Raw genomic sequence first — 15537 nt, forward strand, 5'->3', positions numbered from 1 at the left:
ATGAAAAAACAATACTTACTTTTAATGCTTTCGCTGGCGATAGTTTTAAGCAGCTGTGAGAAGGATTGGCTGGACGAAAAGCGTAATATCCAAATGATTGTCCCGACAACCCTGGCCGATCTCCGGCTACTACTTAACAGCACACCCGTTTTCGGGTATGACTACCGCGGTATTGCCGAGGTGGCGGCAGGAGATTGCTACGTTACCGACGAAGACTGGCGTTCCCAGGAGCAGACTTTTCAGCGGGGCTATATATGGGGTAATCCTTATGCCGGGCAAAATGGGGCGACTGAGTGGGACTTAGGCTATCAGCAGATTACGCAATGTAATGTCGTACTTGAAGCGGTCAATCAAATCGCGCCGACGACCGACAATACCAGTGAACACAACCGAATTGAAGGGGGGGCACTGTTGTTTAGGTCCCGGGCGTTTTTAAACCTTGCAGAGGTTTTTGCCCCGCCCTACGGTCCGCAGAGCCTTACCAAAGCCGGGATACATTTAAGGATGTCCTCTGATCTGAACACCGTAGTTACAAGGGCAACGGTTCAGGAAACATACAACCGGATAACAACGGATCTGAAAAGAGCGGCACACCTTTTGCCAGACATCCCCGGTTTCAAAACAGATGCGTCACGGCCTGCGGCGTACGGCCTGTTAGCCCGATGCTATCTTAATATGGCCGAATATGAACTGGCTGGTGCGTACGCGGATTCCGCGCTACAACTGTATGATCACTTAATGGACTTTAATGAGATTGACAGCGCACAGCGCTACCCTTTCCCGCAATTTAACGGGGAGGTAATCCTTCATGGCGGGCTGTCAGCCAATTATTTTTCCTTTTACGAACCCGGTGGCAAGATTGACCCGGTGCTGTATGGGCTGTACGGTAACAATGATTTGCGCAAAGGACTGTTCTTTGTTCAAAATGCTGATTCTACACAAAGCTTTCGCGGGCACTATTTTGGCATCGCTTCCACTTTTTCAGGGGTGGCAACAGACGAACTATACCTGATCCGGGCCGAGAGCCGAGCCCGATTGGGCGATGTGGCAGCCGCCATGAATGATGTGAACGCACTGCTCGTCAAGCGGTATCGTGCCGGCACATTCAAACCTTTACGAGCACAAAACAAGCAGGAGGCACTTTTCATCGTGCTTAGCGAAAGGCGAAAGGAGCTTCTGCTGCGCGGCATCAGGTGGAGCGATTTGCGCAGGTTGAACCAGGAAAGTGAATATGCTATAACCTTGACAAGAGCAATAGAAGGAAAACAATATAAGCTAACGCCAGGCGACGAACGCTATACGTTTCCGATCCCGGATTATGTGGTCAGGGATTATGGCATGGAGCAGAATCCCGGTTGGGAATAACAATTAAAAAGAACAACATGAGACTCATATATTTCATTTTGGCAATGCTGGCATTGCCTGTGGCATCTATTGCCCAAAAAAAGAAAAAGCCATACCAGGCCAACTACCTGAAAATAGGTGATCGGGTCCCCGACGGCATGATCCGCAATATGGTCAATTACAAAACCAGCAAAGCGCGGATTTCTGACTTCAAGGGAAAGCTACTGATCATTGATTTCTGGGGGCCGAATTGTAAGGGCTGCATTCTATATATGCCCGACATGCAGAAACTGCAGGAGCAGTTCAAAGACAAAATCCAGATACTACTGGTGACAGACGTCGATTCGGCATTGTTTTATAAGACCCGGCAGCGTAACGAATACGTCAGGAACTGCACGGTTCCTATGGTCTATGGTGATACGACTTTTCACCGGCTTTTTGAATTCAATACAGTTCCTACACACGCCTGGATCAGCCCGGAGGGGAAAGTGGTACAATTGACGAACGGCCATAACACAACCGCTGCCAATATCAGCAAATACCTGGCGGGACAAGAAGTGAAACTGGCCGTGAAGGCGGAAAAGCGTGATTTTGACTATAAGCAGCCGTTGATATTTGAAGGTGGTGGAAGGCAACGAGACAAACTGAAATATTATTCCTACTTAATGGGGTTAATCACGGATTCAGGTGAAGGAAGAACTTACCGGAAATTTGACGACTCGACAGCTAATGGCGCCCACATATATCATTTGAACTTACCGTTGTTAACATTGATTCGCAGTGCCTACTCGGAGGAAAAAGGATTCCGCTCTTTTATACCGGACAGTCGGATTCTAATCGAATGCGCAGATAAAGTTCCCTTTAGAGGATCTGCAATAGATAGCCTTAAAGATGATTGGATGAATAAATATATTTACAGCTACGAGCTTGTCGTACCTTTCGAAATGAAAGATCGTTTGTTCAAGTTTATGCAACAAGATCTGAAGCGATATTTTACTGAATACGAATTTGGGCTTGAAAAGCGAAGAGTGAAATGCCTGGTATTAAAGAAGACCGGCAATCTACCTGAATCTGCAGGAGGGCCTTTGGAGGAAAAACAACTGGGTGATGACCCTATGGCACCTACGGGATATAAACTTAGATACATGCCTTTTCGAAACATTCTTACCCGTTTTGAAAATGCTTTTTACAACGTCCCTACCCCCGTGATCGATGAGACCGGAATTGATCTAAAATATAGAATCGACATGGATATTAATTGTAAGCATGGGGATCGAGCCTGCTTTTTGGATACAATGAAGCGTTACGGATTGGAAGTATTTGAAGAGGATAGGGAAATTGAAATGCTTGTGATAAAAGATGCAAAATAGTTAGGTTTGAAAAAGGAGAAAGAGGCGTTTTTAATGCCTCTTTCTTTTGGAGTCAGTTGCCTACAGAGGCTGGCTTGTCGCCTTTGACTATCGACCCAACAATTTGCCACTCATCCTCTGCGCTTTCGCGTTGGTAGGTGGCATGACAGTTTTCTGTAGCGGATGGCAGGCAATTACCCGCAGACGGATACTCCGTATTGGAACGGCTCCCGTCATTAAAGACGTAGAAATCCTTTTGTTCTGCGCCGGAAAACAGGTTTGATGGGGCAGTGGTGAAGGCGCTACCAATAGCAATGATAACGGCACCGGCTAAAAAAAGTGGTAACCTTTTCATAGTTAACAATTTGGTGTGTGAAGATTTATGCCTACTCTGTTTAAAGGTTTTCGGCTTCCCCTTTCCTTTTCGCGAAAAAGAAGGTTGAATATCTATGCAGGCAAACTGTAGATCTTGCCCGGTTGATTTGTCCGGTGGCGCGTGTGTTCAATCCATAAACCCATTCCTGCAAGTCCAAGAAACAGCATGTTGAAAGCCAGGTGTTGGGGCCACGTCAAGGAGCGAATAAATCCCCCGCAACTACAGGGAACCCGGTCGAACGCCCGCAACATTACCATAATGGTGTAAGCCGTGAACGCCGCCAGAAGAAGAAACGCGCAATACAGTCCAACAATCCTTGTCCTGTTAAAAAAGAAAGCTACCACGATAAGGATTTCAGCAAATGGAATAATCCATACCAATGCTGGTTTGAGCACGTCCGGTAATGGCTGCCCGTTCATATCGGAGACAAAATGCCGGAAATCCAGCAGTTTGCTTAATGCCGTATAGAGGAAAAGAACAGACAGCAGAAAGTAGGCAATTTGAAGGAGGGACTGCTTTTTCATCTGATCGAAAGGTTTATAGGGTTGCGCGCTTGTCGCACAGCGGGTTTTCTACGAGATGAATCTGTTGGTGCTGGAAATGGATCGTTCGTTGTAGTGCCGGGCTAAATAAATCCTGCTGCTTGGTAAAGCAAAGTTATATCCAATAGCAAAGTGCTACCCTGCCGAAAAGACCAACTTTCCGACCGAAAAGACCAATTTTCCTGCTGAAAGGACCAATTTTGAACTTATGGGTCAGCTAGCCAAATGGGGCTAATAAACCAGCGCTTGTTTATTAGGCATTCTTTTCGGTAGAAGGTGAGATGACGCAGTGAAAGGTTTGGGTTTCCCTATCGGTAATACTAGATTTTCGACCGCGGTATAGGGAGCCTTGCAATGAATGAAACTGGCGGAGTTAGTGTTCAGGGCTTCGTCGCGTAATAATTATTTTTACAAAGGTTTCCTTTTATTAGAGAACGAGAATAGCTAAATCGCAGAGCTTTTAAATAGTTTGATCAATATGACTGAGGAAACCGAAAATAGTAGTGCTCTTCAAGCGGAGATAGACAAGACAAAGAAGGAAATTACAACGGACGGATACCCTATGTCCATTGGGGAGCTTTCAAGTTTGTATAAAGATGGGGAGCTGGACATTCATCCTGAATTTCAGCGTTTTTTTCGCTGGTCTATCACCCAAAAATCTAAACTGATAGAGAGCATCCTGCTAGGTATTCCAATTCCATCTATTTTTGTAGCTCAAAGAGAAGACGGCGTTTGGGATGTTGTCGATGGGTTGCAGCGACTTTCGACGATTTTCGAGTTTATGGGCATTTTACGCGAGGAAGATGGGAAACCGGTTGTTGCCAGTACTTTGGAGGGTACAAAGTATCTCCCGTCACTAAATGGAAAATTGTGGGAAACCGGTGACATTAATACTAGTTTCACGTCTGCGCAGCGATTGGCCTTCAAGAGAGAAAAGATCGATATTAAAATCGTCAGAAAAGAAAGCCATAGCAGTTTTAAATTTGAATTGTTCCAGCGACTCAACACGTTAGGCTCACAGCTGTCGGATCAGGAAGTCAGAAATTGTTTACTAGTACTAGTAAACAGGGATTTCTACAATTGGCTTCGTGATCTTTCAAACGAGCCGGATTTCTTAGATTCTCTTGCCCTGACGGATCGGCTACTAGACCAGCAATATAACATGGAGCTTGCTGTGAGATATCTGGTGTTTACTACGACAGATCCGAGCGATGTGCGCAAAACGGCTGATTTGGGCGAGTATCTAACCGAACACGTTAGTGCAATGGCAGAAGACCCCAATTTCGAATATGATGTTGTTGCCGAAAATTTCAAAAAAACGTTCCGGTTGTTACGGTTGGCTTTGGATGACAACGCATTTAATAAATTCAATATAGCAAAGGGGACGTTTGGAGGCGCCTTCCTTATTTCGGCATTTGAACTGATTGCCATTGGGTTAGGGAAAAATATTCAAAACTATCCTGGAGATTTTGGCGAACCCCTCTTTGAGAATATTAGAAATAAGGTGAAAGGCATTTGGGAGAATGTTGATTATACAAAGAATTCAGGTGCGGGATTCAAGGCATCTCAACGGGTGCCGGTTATTGTTCCCCTAGGAGAAGAGATTTTCCGTTATGAAGATTAGGACTGTAGATCAATTGGTTGATCGGATTAATGAAGATTTAGCATGGCGGAAAAAAGAATTAAGTGCTTTGCTTTCGGATGTTAATGCTGCAAAAAGTAAAAAGGAGGCGATAGCTATCCGTGCCGCGGTATTACTTCTCTACGCTCATTGGGAAGGTTTTATAAAGAATGCGTGCGACTATTACATTAATTTCGTATCACTGCAGGGATTGACTTTTGAGGATTTGAATCTTTGTTTCGTTGCGATGACTTTAAAGAGCAGAATACAAGGATTTGAGGATTCAAACAGAGCCTCACGACACGCGGAGTTCTTGGATTTTATGTTGAGTAAGTTGGGGGAAAAAGCTAACGTTCCGACAAACTCTATTAATACCCAATCAAATTTAAATTCTGAAGTATTAAAGGATATTCTAATTTCGGTTGGAATCGATTTTACACCTTACAGCCTCAAAGCCAATTTGATCGATGCTCAGCTGCTAATGAACAGAAATAATATAGCTCATGGCAATTATCTGCCAATTGACAAAAAGGCATATTTAACATTGCATGCTGAAATAATTTTGATGATTGAACGGGTAAATAACGACATTCAGAATTCAGCTGTGCAAGGGCTGTTCCGGAGATCGTAGAACGGCCCGAATTAATATCGTGAAGCAGGATCGAATAGAGGAGCATTTACAGCTAATCGTGATTTTTCGCTTTGCTTTGCCATGCTGCCGGTCATTTATCTGGCCCAATCCTAGGGTGATGTCGAGACTCAGATTCTATAACTTTCAGTAGCTGTAGCGGCGCTATGCCGAAGAAGTGCTTAAACGCACGGCTGAAGGCATCGGAATCGTTGTAGCCGACCAGCGCAGCGACTTCTTTGACATGTTTGCCTTGTCTGAGCAATTCCACAGCCTTCTGCATTCGAACTTGTTTTAGGTATTTAGTTATGCTTGTTCCGAAGTGATTTTTGAAGTGGCGTTTCAAGGTTGACGGACTGATGTGGAAGGACAGAACCAACTGGGAAAGTAAGACTCGATCGCCTAAATTGTTCAATAAATAGGTTTGTATATCATTGAGCCGCTGGATGTCGTTTTCATAAAGGAGCATAGTTCAGGGTTTAGGGAAATTGAAAGGGTGATAAAGTTTATAGGGTGGCCGGTTCGATTATCGGCGCATTTTCCTTCCTGGCTCAAAACTACTCGTAGCCTTTCGCTCCGGTTTGTTGATTTCTGCGAATATTTTACTTGTGGATTCCTGCGCATTGATCGTGCTGCCCACGCGGCGATAGTAAGAAGTGGTATGCCCGAACCGTCGTTTGAATGCGTTGCTGAAATTGGCCGCATCTTCATAGCCGCACCGGGTAGCTATTTCAGATACGGTGTAATAGGTATCCCCGGTCAATAGCGTTCTCGCTTTCAGCATCCTTTGTTCAAGGATGTACTGATAAATGGAAACGCCATAAGCCTGCCGGAACCTGCGGTGCAGCTCACTTTCCGAAAAGGCAAATGTCTTTGCCAGCGCGGCAACGCTTACCGGTTCCTGCAAGTTGGTTTCGACAAAAGCGGCGACCGAAGCAATGTCCCTTTGGTCGGCTGATAGCACGATGTCGGCGAGATCTTGTCTTACTACTGAATCCAGGAACAGGTGCAAGAGCCCCGTAATCCGCCCTTCGATAAACAAGGCGGGAAAGGTTCCCCGGTAGCTAGTGATCTCCCTGATGATCCTGCGCATGCGGGCGGTAACCTTGTAGTACGGCGTGTGAAGCGGTTGGTTTGATCCCGTGCATACAGCTTCGATAAAAGGAGCCAGTACGGGCGATGCCATTTTCAGGCTGGACAGGTAACGGGCCGAAAGGCTGATATGGAAGTTTTCCAGGTATCCTTGCCCCAGGTTCAGCGGGTGTTCGGCCTTGTTCTCATAACACAGGTGATAACGGCCGGAACTGACGGCTGTGTCGCCTGTCAGCCCTTTGTCAAGATAGGTTACCTGCCCGTCCAGGATGTAGGACAGCATCAGGACCGGATGTTCGAAGCGGGCTTTCAATTCAACGGGCTGGTTGGTAAAACTGAAATTATGCCCCATTTCAAAGTTGTTTTCCGACCGAAAGCTCTGCAGCACGATATCGCCGTATTCGGCGGTAGCCTGCAGGGTTTCGGCGTAGGGGATAAAAAGAGAACGGTATTTGTGGTTTACGGCACCTTTCATGAAGCTGGTGCCCTTGACTGGGATGATGATTTTCATAAGCCTATATTGAGTGTTTGGTTTGGTCAATGAGTAGCTGAATGGTGGCACCCTGCCCCGGAAGGGAGTTAACGGTAAGTTTGCCCGCAAGCAAACTTGCCCGGGCCTGCATGTTCTTCAGGCCGGTCCCTCTTTCGGGTGCTATCACAGGGTCGAATCCCTTGCCGTTGTCGGTTACACAAAGCAATAGCCGGCTGTCTATATACGAAAGTTCGATATCGATCCGTGTGGCGTTTGCATGCCGTGTGGTGTTGTGCAATGCTTCCTGCGCGATGCGGTAAACAAGCAATGCCGTTTGCGCGGGTAAGCGGCGGGGAAAGCCCGCTATGATAAAATCGAATTCAATGTTATAGGACCTGCCGATAATGCGCAGGTTGTTACGGAGCATTGCTTCAAGCCCCTGGTCAACGATGAAAGCGGGGTTCAGCAGATGAGAAACATCGCGTGCCTGTTCTATGTTGTGGAAGGCCAGTCTCTCAATCTGGTTGAGTAGGTCCCTTTGATGTGGGGACGTAGCTTGTTTGGCTGCTTCATGGGTCAGTATGCGTATCAGGCTTATATCATGGGCCAGCGAGTCATGGACTTCCCGGGAGACTTCTGCCATGATCCGTTCGCTTTCTTCTATCTGCGAACGTTGGTGGTCCAGTAGCAATTTTTCCCGCTCCCGGTCATTTCGCTCCCGTTTTTTTGCCGTCCAGAAAAAGAAAAACACGGTTACGCTACCCAGCAGTGCTGCCAGGGTTGTACAGAAGATGAACAGCTTAACGATAACGCTTTCCTGCATGGTATTGCTCTTTTGCCGGAGTGATGAAAAGCAGGCCGAGAACGGTATTGCACACGGCGTTAACAAACTGTAACGAGTGACTGAGCGCCCAGCGAAAACCGGAGAGCACCCCTGCGAGCTGGTTATACAGGCCAAGGTGAACCAGCAGTACCAGCCAGGAAAATACCAGCAATGAACAGATCCGGAAATGGATATGCCATGTTCCCCTGTTCTCTTTTTTCCTGATAAAACCAGACATGCAGATCAGTGAAAGCAGGATCGTTACCGAGCCTTGCAGCCAAACGAAATTGTCGGGAAAGGTTCCAGGTGGCTGGAAAAACGACAGGTTGAACGACCCTGCCAGAATACCTGTGGCTGCCAGGGGGAGGCCCAAGTATTTCGGCAAGGGCAACAGGCTGGTGAAATACAGGCTTATCAGCGCAAATTGAAACATCCCTGAAATAGCGTAGACCAACGTATTATTGGCAACACGGAATGCGGCATAATAGGCCGCAATTTCGGTGAGCAGCACGCAGGCAGTATAAGCAAGAAAGATTCTTAGGGGCTGATCCATGGTCCGGTATGCCACTAAGCCGGTAGCGACTGGAAAAGCAGCGCACACCAGGTCGATACCCATCCATAAATAGTAGCTGTTCATGGGTCTCATTTTAATCAGTGATGTATGGACTTGCCGCCTCGCCCGGGGGGCAATTGATGGGGCATGGCGTGGCATAATCCATAACCTGCCCCGAGCCGATAAGCTTATAGTTGCCAAAGGCATCGTAAGCCGAAATGATGACGGTCAGCGCGCCGTTTTGATAACCGCAATTGCTGTCTTTGCCGCCGTTGCTGATGTATTCCAACGTGTGGGCAAGCGAAAGCTTCACGCCAATGATCGTCGAGTCCGATTCCAGGTAACTCCTCAGCGCGGCTGCATCAAAGCTCAGGGACCGGAGCGCAGCGGTAGAGTCTGGATAGTGGACGCTTGCCAGGTAGCTGGCGATCATCTTATTGGCGGAGTCTACCGGGATAGGTTGTGAGAGGTTCAGGCCGTATTGTGCCTGGGCGTGTAACGGCCTGGTCATTGAAGGCAAGGCCAAAAAGCAAAAGAGAAGTGCGAGGATAACAAGTGTGCGTTTCATACGGGTATGTTGTGGGGTTAGTAAACGTGTTCAGGTAATTGGTATCAAACCATTGTGTACCGCGCAAAGGACCATAGCAGTTCGGGAACTGACTCTCATCTTTTGAAAGAGGCGGTCACGTACTCCGACCAGGGTGGTAAAGGCAATGCCCATTTTCTCGGCGATATCGCGGTTGTCCATATCGGTTGCCGCCAGTTGCAGGTATTGCATTTCGGTAGGGTTAAGTGATGCAGGTTTGAGTTTTTTGTTCCGGATCATTTTAAAGAGCTCATTGCCGGCAATTCCCGAATAATGATAACCAAACTCATGCATCGCGGACAGGGCCGCGGCCAGCTCGTCGGCTGTGCTGTCTTTGCCCAGCAGGCCATTAGCCCCGCGCTTGATCAGGTTACGCACCGCGTAATCGTCCATGAACATAGAGAAGATAAGCGTACGCATAAGAGGCCAGCGCTTGCGGATCGAGGCCAAAAGTTCATAGCCGTCCATGACGGGCATGGCTATATCGATGATGCAGATATCGGGAAGTTCAGTAGTGCGGGAAAGCCAATCGATCATTTCCGCACCGTTGGCACTTTGAAAGAGCACTTTAAAATTGCCGGTCAGTTCCAGCAGCGTACACAGCCCCTGTCGCATGGCGGCGTGATCGTCGGCATAGGCCAGTTTTATGGGTGAAGTGTTCACGCACTAAAAGTAAAACGCCTGAATTTGTCGGGGTTTCAAAAACCATTGCAGCTGCAATGGTTTTTGAAAATAGTTTGAAAGAGTCCCGTTTTTTTGATGTTTGTCAAGGAAATATCTTGAACTTGTACTGATGCTGAGCTGTATATGCTCAAACGAGGGCTGAAATATTTCAGCCGACCGGTGAAATACTTCGGCATTTCACCGGCTGATTTCAGTGCTTCGGTTGATTTGGGGCGCATTTTCCTTCCTTCGCTGCCCCAGCCATCATTAGGTTTGCCCCATCCTTGCATCGGGGCAAGGGCGGCGGTTTCTTCAAACCGCGCAAATCAAGCCAACCAATGGACCAGCATTACAAACAGCTGTACAACTCGCTGAATGTTGAGCTGCAGCAAGTCGCAGCAGAAAGAGAGACCACGTTGCAAAAAGCAATAAGGTCACTGCCCATTACACAGAAATATATGGGGCTTGTCAAGCAACGATGTCTTGATCATCCGCCCGGCAGCACCGAAGAGCAGATCCACTTTTTCAAAAAGGTGAAGCCGACGTTTTTGCGCGAACACATCTTCATGCAGCAGTTGTGTCGGACCGAAACAGCCAGGCCTGTGGGAAGCAAGGAAATCACAGCTTCCTATTACCGGCAGGTACAGCAACAGATAGGCTTCTTTTTTGAGAAAAACCAAAACCTGTATATATACCACAGGACAGGCCGGAGCGATGAGGACGAGCGGTTGTTTACCAGCCAGGCCGGAGAGTGGCCCAGTATGCCCGAATACACGCTGGACCTGGATACGCGGTTTTCGACAGTTTACAGCAGCCGGCTTGGGGAAATACTGGCCTATGAGCAGCTGGCCGAATATGTTGCGTCCAGGCTGGACCAGCAGCACAGGACGGAAGTACTTGGAAACGAGTTTGACGATGACGAGCTGTTCTGGACGGACAACAACTCATCCCTTGTTGAACTGGCTTACGCGATCTATTCCAAACGATCGGTTAACAGGGGGGATGTGACCCTGAAAAGGCTCATAGCAAAGCTTGAAATAACTTTTAACATCCGGCTGGGCAACTTCTACCAAATGATAAAGAATATGCGCGCCCGCAAAAAACAGCGTACGCCATATCTGCATGAGCTGATCGAAAGCGCCGAGAAGAATATGGATGCCACGGATTTGGATTTTTAGTACATGGCCTGCCAGCGTTTTCCTAATGCCAACGATGCAAAGAACGACAGCTGATAGGGGTAAGCCCTACGCTGGGCCGTGATCTTTATCATGGACGTATATATAATAGCGTTTGCGTCGATGTTGTAGTTTTGCCCGATAGCTTTGGCCCGAGTTTAATAGCGAATACCGGAATTTCCACAACCTATGCGCAAGATATCAGCAGAGCTCGGTTATTTTCTAAGATTACCCCAAGACATTGATAAAAGTTATCTTTTTTATCCCATTAATATATTTTAAAATATTCAAATGATTCAAGGACGGCAATATAGCAGAGGTCATAGATATCGCTGATAAATGAGGTTCTTGCTCATTTTAGCCATTTTTTAACTTTGGAATATCTTTAACAAACACCCTAACACTTTATAAACCTTATCCTTGCCTATGTATCCAGGCATTGTGGCTTCGTTCAGCCTGATTATTTTACTGAATTTCCCCGCGGACTGTCTCCATGCCCGACAGCAGGAAGCCGAGGAAAGCATCTCCTACGCTACACAACACCTTGATAGCCGCACTGCTTCGCTTGATAAATATTTAAACCGCACCGATTGCATACAGCAGCGGTTATTGAAAACGCTCCGTCGTAAAGAAGAAAAACCGTTGCGCAAGCTGGCGACAAAAAATCCAGTCCTCCCGGATGCAGGAAGATTTGCGATTGGCCTTTCTCCCGAGCATTCGGCTGCAGCAGATAACCTTCTTATACAGGTACGCCAGAGATTGGCTTAGTGACCTATAACCTTTGCAGTTCTTAATACCATAATAAATATAACCTTAGATGATGAAGCAAAAACGTATGAGATGCCTACTGCTGGTAGTGTTATCTTTAATTTCCTATCATTGGACGCATGCCCAGCAGCTTAACGGTACGACCAGCGATGCGAAGCTGGGCGCGGGCAGTGATCCGGGCGGCACCAGCCTGACCAATATCTACGCCCCGAACCTCTACGACGGCAGCGCCAATGTGAGCATCCCTATTTACCAGTACCAGAGCCCCGACGGGGAAAGCTATGGCGTATCGCTGAACTACAACACCAAAGGAGTCCGCTCTGATCTTATTTCCTCCTCTGCGGGCTTGAACTGGTCTTTATCCACCGGCACCATTCAAAGGATCGTCCGTGATATCCCGGATGAGCTGTACATCGACACTTTTTACACCGACCTGTTGGATTACTATGGCGGCTATATCGATTTCAATAAGATGCGTGGCCGTTATGTCGCCTCTTTTGAAACACCCGCGGAAGCCGCTCAGACAAACGTCTACCGGGATAAGGAAAGCGATGACTTCATCGTTTCGGTAGGTTCGCTCTCCTTTACCTTTAACATCGGCAAGCAGCGGGCGATATTTACCAACCCGGAACGCCATGTAAAGATTGAGCTGCTGCGGCAAGGTGTACCGGTAGAATCGATAAGCAGCTTTCCCACCGACCTGGTTACGACCCTTGAATTCCGTATTACTGATGAACAGGGTATTCAATATTACTTTAAGCCGGGGAACTATGAGTACCGGACCATGCGCAGCGAATATGCCTATCCTGACCAGGGCGATATCAACAGCTCCAATGTGAATGCCAGCTGGCTGATCAGCCAGATCGTGACCTGGAACGGGGCCGTGATCAACTATGAGTATGAGGAAGGTTACGAGCCGGTAAGCAACAGCTTTTCCAATTACAGCGCCAGCGAGAAAGAAGCCAGCAGTATTGCCGTGGGAAGCGCCCAGGAATATGGCAGCAATGGGAAAAGGATCAGCAAGATCAGCTACCCGGATAATACGGTGGTGGATTTCCTCTATGAAGACAATACGTCCATAACCCGTTGCGACTACGGTGTGCCTGCTTTGAGAAGGATCAAGGTAAGCTCCGGCGATAATTGCCTGAACTATATCCTGGACCAGGCTTATTTTGTAGCGGCCATGCCGGGCAACAGTACCTATGAAAAGGACTACGGTACGCCCTGCACCAGCATGAGCTATACCTCGCCCCTGATCAACCAGACGATACAACCAGGTTCTAAAGCTTATAGGCTGAAGCTAAAAGGCATCCGTTTACAGAACTGTGACCAGACGGTAACAGAACCTTATTACACCTTTGAGTATGACAGTACGCCTGTAGGCATACGGGGTGCGGGGCAGGATTATTTCGGTTACTATAACGGGAAATCAGCTGTCTGGAACTCCACTGCCAATCCTCCTTCCGCTGTAACCAGCGGGTTTACGGAACTGGTACCCATACCCTACCACCAGGCATGGTGGACCAGCCAGCTGTCCTATGGCCTGGACCGTACCGAAGATATCAATTATATGAAGGCCGGTTCACTCAAAAAGGTGAACAATGCCTATGGCGGCAGCCTGGAATTCGAGTACGAAGCGCACCAGCTGAGCAATGTGCTGACCGGCCTGCCTACCGATAATTACTTTATGGGCGTGACCGCCAACGACGGCCTGCGCCTGAAAAGCATTACCGAACGGGAATCCTATCACCCTTCCGATTACCGCAAGACCACTTTTACCTATGAGAACGGCCAGCGTTTCCTGACCGGGGGCTATTTCCATTACAATATAAAGATGCAGAGCGATGTTTCTACCGATCCCAGTGAAGTGGGCTTGCTCAGTACCTATGTTACCCCGCACCATTTGGTGGGCGGTTCCAATCATGGCTACGGTAAGGTAACGGTGACTGCCCGTAATACAGAGAACCAACTGCTGTCCAAAAGGGAACTGACCTTTACCAATTTCAGTGATGCTACTTCGGGCAACCAGCCCCGCTATCTCAAGGTGGGCGGCGATAAGGATTATTACACTTTTCCCTATACCGATAAGCAATACCTGAAGGAATGGGAAATGGGCCTGCCCCTGCAAACGATCGAATATGACCAGAACGACCATATTGTACAAAAGACGGAAAATGAATACGAGTTTACTTTGGACAGCACTTCTTCCCAGACCAAACAGGTAGAGAACCTGAAGGTATCCAGGGCAAAATATACCGGTGCGCCGGTACTGGTATCGAACTGGGGGGCAAACGGCATTACCGTATTCCAGCAGCTCAGCTACAGCGACAGCTACCGGCCCTTTACCGGCCGGGCCTTCCTGAAGAAGACCAGGACCTATACCTATTATAACGATAACGAGTATGTGCTGGACTCCACCGAATTCAGCTATGATGATCGCCATAATATTAAAACCATTATTACCCAGCTGAGCGATGGCAGCCGTATGAAGACGGTAAACATTTACAATTACTCCGTCAACGCGGCAACCGGCTCCACGCTGTATAATATGACCCTGGCCGGGTTGGAAAAGCAGGTGGGCAGCGAACGCTGGAAGCTGGGCAGTGTGTTTACGGATAACCGGCTGACCGATGCCAGCATTAATACCTATGACTATGCTTCCGGCAAGCTGGCCCTGAAGCGCCTGTATGCCCTGCGCATCGGTGAGCCCTTGACCTACAGCATGTACACCGGCTATGTGAGCGGTCCTGAACCCCAGGCCCCTTACCAGAATGTGGAGCTGGCCTTCTCCGGCGCCAGCCTCGCCAATTTCCGCAAGGCCAGCGAGGTGCTGATCCGGGACGATAAAAACAATCCCCTGGAAACAAAGCTGATCGACCAGGATGTCTATAAGGCCATGATCTGGGACAGCCTGAGCGGTCAGAAGCTGGCCGAGGCCGGTAGCTGCTATTACAGCGATATTGCTTATACCAGCTTTGAGACATCCTTATACGGCTCCAACTTCAGCGCTACGCTCCATAGCAATGTATTCGACGGCGGTGTATCGGGCGGGTCCATGTTCAAGCTCTGGAACGTCAGCACAGGCGCCAACCAGCTGTCGGGCATACAGACCCTGCAGGCCGGCAAAGCCTATATGCTCTCCTTCTGGGTACAGGGGGCTGCCCCTGCGGTAACCATTGGCAGCACCAATATACCGCTGCCGACCACGCCGCAATATGAAAAAGGGAATTGGAAGCACTATATCCTGCGCTTTACCCCGGCTACCGCGGCGCAATTGCAGCTTACGGGTACGGCCGATAACTCCTACCTGGATGAAGTGCGCCTGTTCCCGGCAGGCGCTACGATGCAGAGCCAGACCTATGAGCCGCTGTTCGGCATCAGCTCCTCGACCGACGCCACGGGCCGTATTACCTATTACGAATACGACGCCCTGGGCCGCCGCTCCGTAGTGCGCGACCAGGATGGCAATATCCTGTCCCGGACCAAAAACGTGGTACAGGGTACGGAATAAGCCGAACCAATAGCCCCATTATCCTAATCCCTTA

15 protein-coding genes are annotated in these 15537 nt (G+C 48.3%); 7 read left to right on the forward strand and 8 right to left on the reverse strand.

Annotated elements, in window-relative coordinates; translation table 11 throughout:
• Both AC2YIT_RS21200 and AC2YIT_RS21205 read left to right on the forward strand, forming a co-directional pair.
• Nucleotides 1–1365 carry a RagB/SusD family nutrient uptake outer membrane protein gene (locus AC2YIT_RS21200; RefSeq protein ID WP_487280512.1) on the forward strand — a complete coding sequence of 455 codons (1365 nt, stop codon included), beginning with the start codon at nucleotides 1–3 and terminating at the stop codon, nucleotides 1363–1365.
• A gap of 17 nt (nucleotides 1366–1382) precedes the next feature.
• Nucleotides 1383–2714 carry a peroxiredoxin family protein gene (locus AC2YIT_RS21205; RefSeq protein WP_487280513.1) on the forward strand — a complete coding sequence of 444 codons (1332 nt, stop codon included), beginning with the start codon at nucleotides 1383–1385 and terminating at the stop codon, nucleotides 2712–2714.
• 52 nt (nucleotides 2715–2766) lie between these two features.
• On the opposite strand, the gene AC2YIT_RS21210 is transcribed toward AC2YIT_RS21205, so the two are convergent.
• Both AC2YIT_RS21210 and AC2YIT_RS21215 read right to left on the reverse strand, forming a co-directional pair.
• Nucleotides 2767–3048, reverse strand: a complete 282-nt coding sequence (locus tag AC2YIT_RS21210; protein WP_487280514.1) for a hypothetical protein — start codon at nucleotides 3046–3048, stop codon at nucleotides 2767–2769.
• Nucleotides 3049–3140: 92 nt separating this feature from the next.
• Nucleotides 3141–3593: a MauE/DoxX family redox-associated membrane protein gene (locus tag AC2YIT_RS21215; protein ID WP_487280515.1), complete on the reverse strand. Its 453-nt coding sequence runs from the start codon at nucleotides 3591–3593 to the stop codon at nucleotides 3141–3143.
• Nucleotides 3594–4089: 496 nt separating this feature from the next.
• Here AC2YIT_RS21215 and AC2YIT_RS21220 point away from each other — a divergent pair, with 496 nt between their 5' ends.
• On the forward strand, nucleotides 4090–5235 hold the full coding sequence (locus tag AC2YIT_RS21220) for a GmrSD restriction endonuclease domain-containing protein (RefSeq protein WP_487280516.1): 1146 nt from the start codon (nucleotides 4090–4092) through the stop codon (nucleotides 5233–5235).
• Entirely contained in the window at nucleotides 5225–5863 is a 639-nt protein-coding gene (locus AC2YIT_RS21225) for an MAE_28990/MAE_18760 family HEPN-like nuclease (RefSeq protein WP_487280517.1), read from the forward strand. Before AC2YIT_RS21220 ends, AC2YIT_RS21225 begins: the two co-directional genes overlap by 11 nt.
• A 91-nt stretch (nucleotides 5864–5954) precedes the next feature.
• Here the strand turns inward: AC2YIT_RS21225 and AC2YIT_RS21230 are convergent, their stop codons facing one another.
• From AC2YIT_RS21230 to AC2YIT_RS21255, 6 genes are read right to left on the reverse strand one after another with little or no spacing between them, the layout of a single operon-like run.
• Entirely contained in the window at nucleotides 5955–6329 is a 375-nt protein-coding gene (locus AC2YIT_RS21230; protein ID WP_487280518.1) for a helix-turn-helix transcriptional regulator, read from the reverse strand.
• Nucleotides 6330–6386: 57 nt separating this feature from the next.
• Nucleotides 6387–7463, reverse strand: a complete 1077-nt coding sequence (locus AC2YIT_RS21235; RefSeq protein ID WP_487280519.1) for a helix-turn-helix domain-containing protein — start codon at nucleotides 7461–7463, stop codon at nucleotides 6387–6389.
• Between the two features lie 4 nt (nucleotides 7464–7467).
• Nucleotides 7468–8247 (reverse strand): sensor histidine kinase, encoded by a 780-nt coding sequence (locus AC2YIT_RS21240; RefSeq protein ID WP_487280520.1) that lies wholly within the window; start codon nucleotides 8245–8247, stop codon nucleotides 7468–7470.
• Complete coding sequence (locus AC2YIT_RS21245) at nucleotides 8225–8884, reverse strand: hypothetical protein (RefSeq protein WP_487280521.1); 660 nt, start codon at nucleotides 8882–8884, stop codon at nucleotides 8225–8227. Before AC2YIT_RS21245 ends, AC2YIT_RS21240 begins: the two co-directional genes overlap by 23 nt.
• 10 nt (nucleotides 8885–8894) lie before the next feature.
• On the reverse strand, nucleotides 8895–9368 hold the full coding sequence (locus AC2YIT_RS21250; RefSeq protein ID WP_487280522.1) for a hypothetical protein: 474 nt from the start codon (nucleotides 9366–9368) through the stop codon (nucleotides 8895–8897).
• A gap of 30 nt (nucleotides 9369–9398) precedes the next feature.
• Nucleotides 9399–10049 (reverse strand): response regulator transcription factor, encoded by a 651-nt coding sequence (locus tag AC2YIT_RS21255; RefSeq protein ID WP_487280523.1) that lies wholly within the window; start codon nucleotides 10047–10049, stop codon nucleotides 9399–9401.
• 338 nt (nucleotides 10050–10387) lie between these two features.
• Between AC2YIT_RS21255 and AC2YIT_RS21260 the strand changes: the two genes are divergently transcribed.
• The 3 genes from AC2YIT_RS21260 (at nucleotide 10388) to AC2YIT_RS21270 (ending at nucleotide 15503) form a co-directional block, all read left to right on the forward strand.
• The gene (locus AC2YIT_RS21260; RefSeq protein ID WP_487280524.1) at nucleotides 10388–11227 is read left to right on the forward strand and encodes an RteC domain-containing protein; all 840 of its coding nucleotides are present in this window, start codon (nucleotides 10388–10390) and stop codon (nucleotides 11225–11227) included.
• Between the two features lie 423 nt (nucleotides 11228–11650).
• The gene (locus tag AC2YIT_RS21265; protein WP_487280525.1) at nucleotides 11651–11992 is read left to right on the forward strand and encodes a hypothetical protein; all 342 of its coding nucleotides are present in this window, start codon (nucleotides 11651–11653) and stop codon (nucleotides 11990–11992) included.
• A 67-nt stretch (nucleotides 11993–12059) separates the two neighbouring features.
• On the forward strand, nucleotides 12060–15503 hold the full coding sequence (locus AC2YIT_RS21270; protein ID WP_487280526.1) for an RHS repeat domain-containing protein: 3444 nt from the start codon (nucleotides 12060–12062) through the stop codon (nucleotides 15501–15503).
• The last annotated feature ends 34 nt before the right edge of the window (nucleotides 15504–15537 follow it).

It is taken from the genome of Dyadobacter sp. SRI_021, assembly GCF_057586235.1.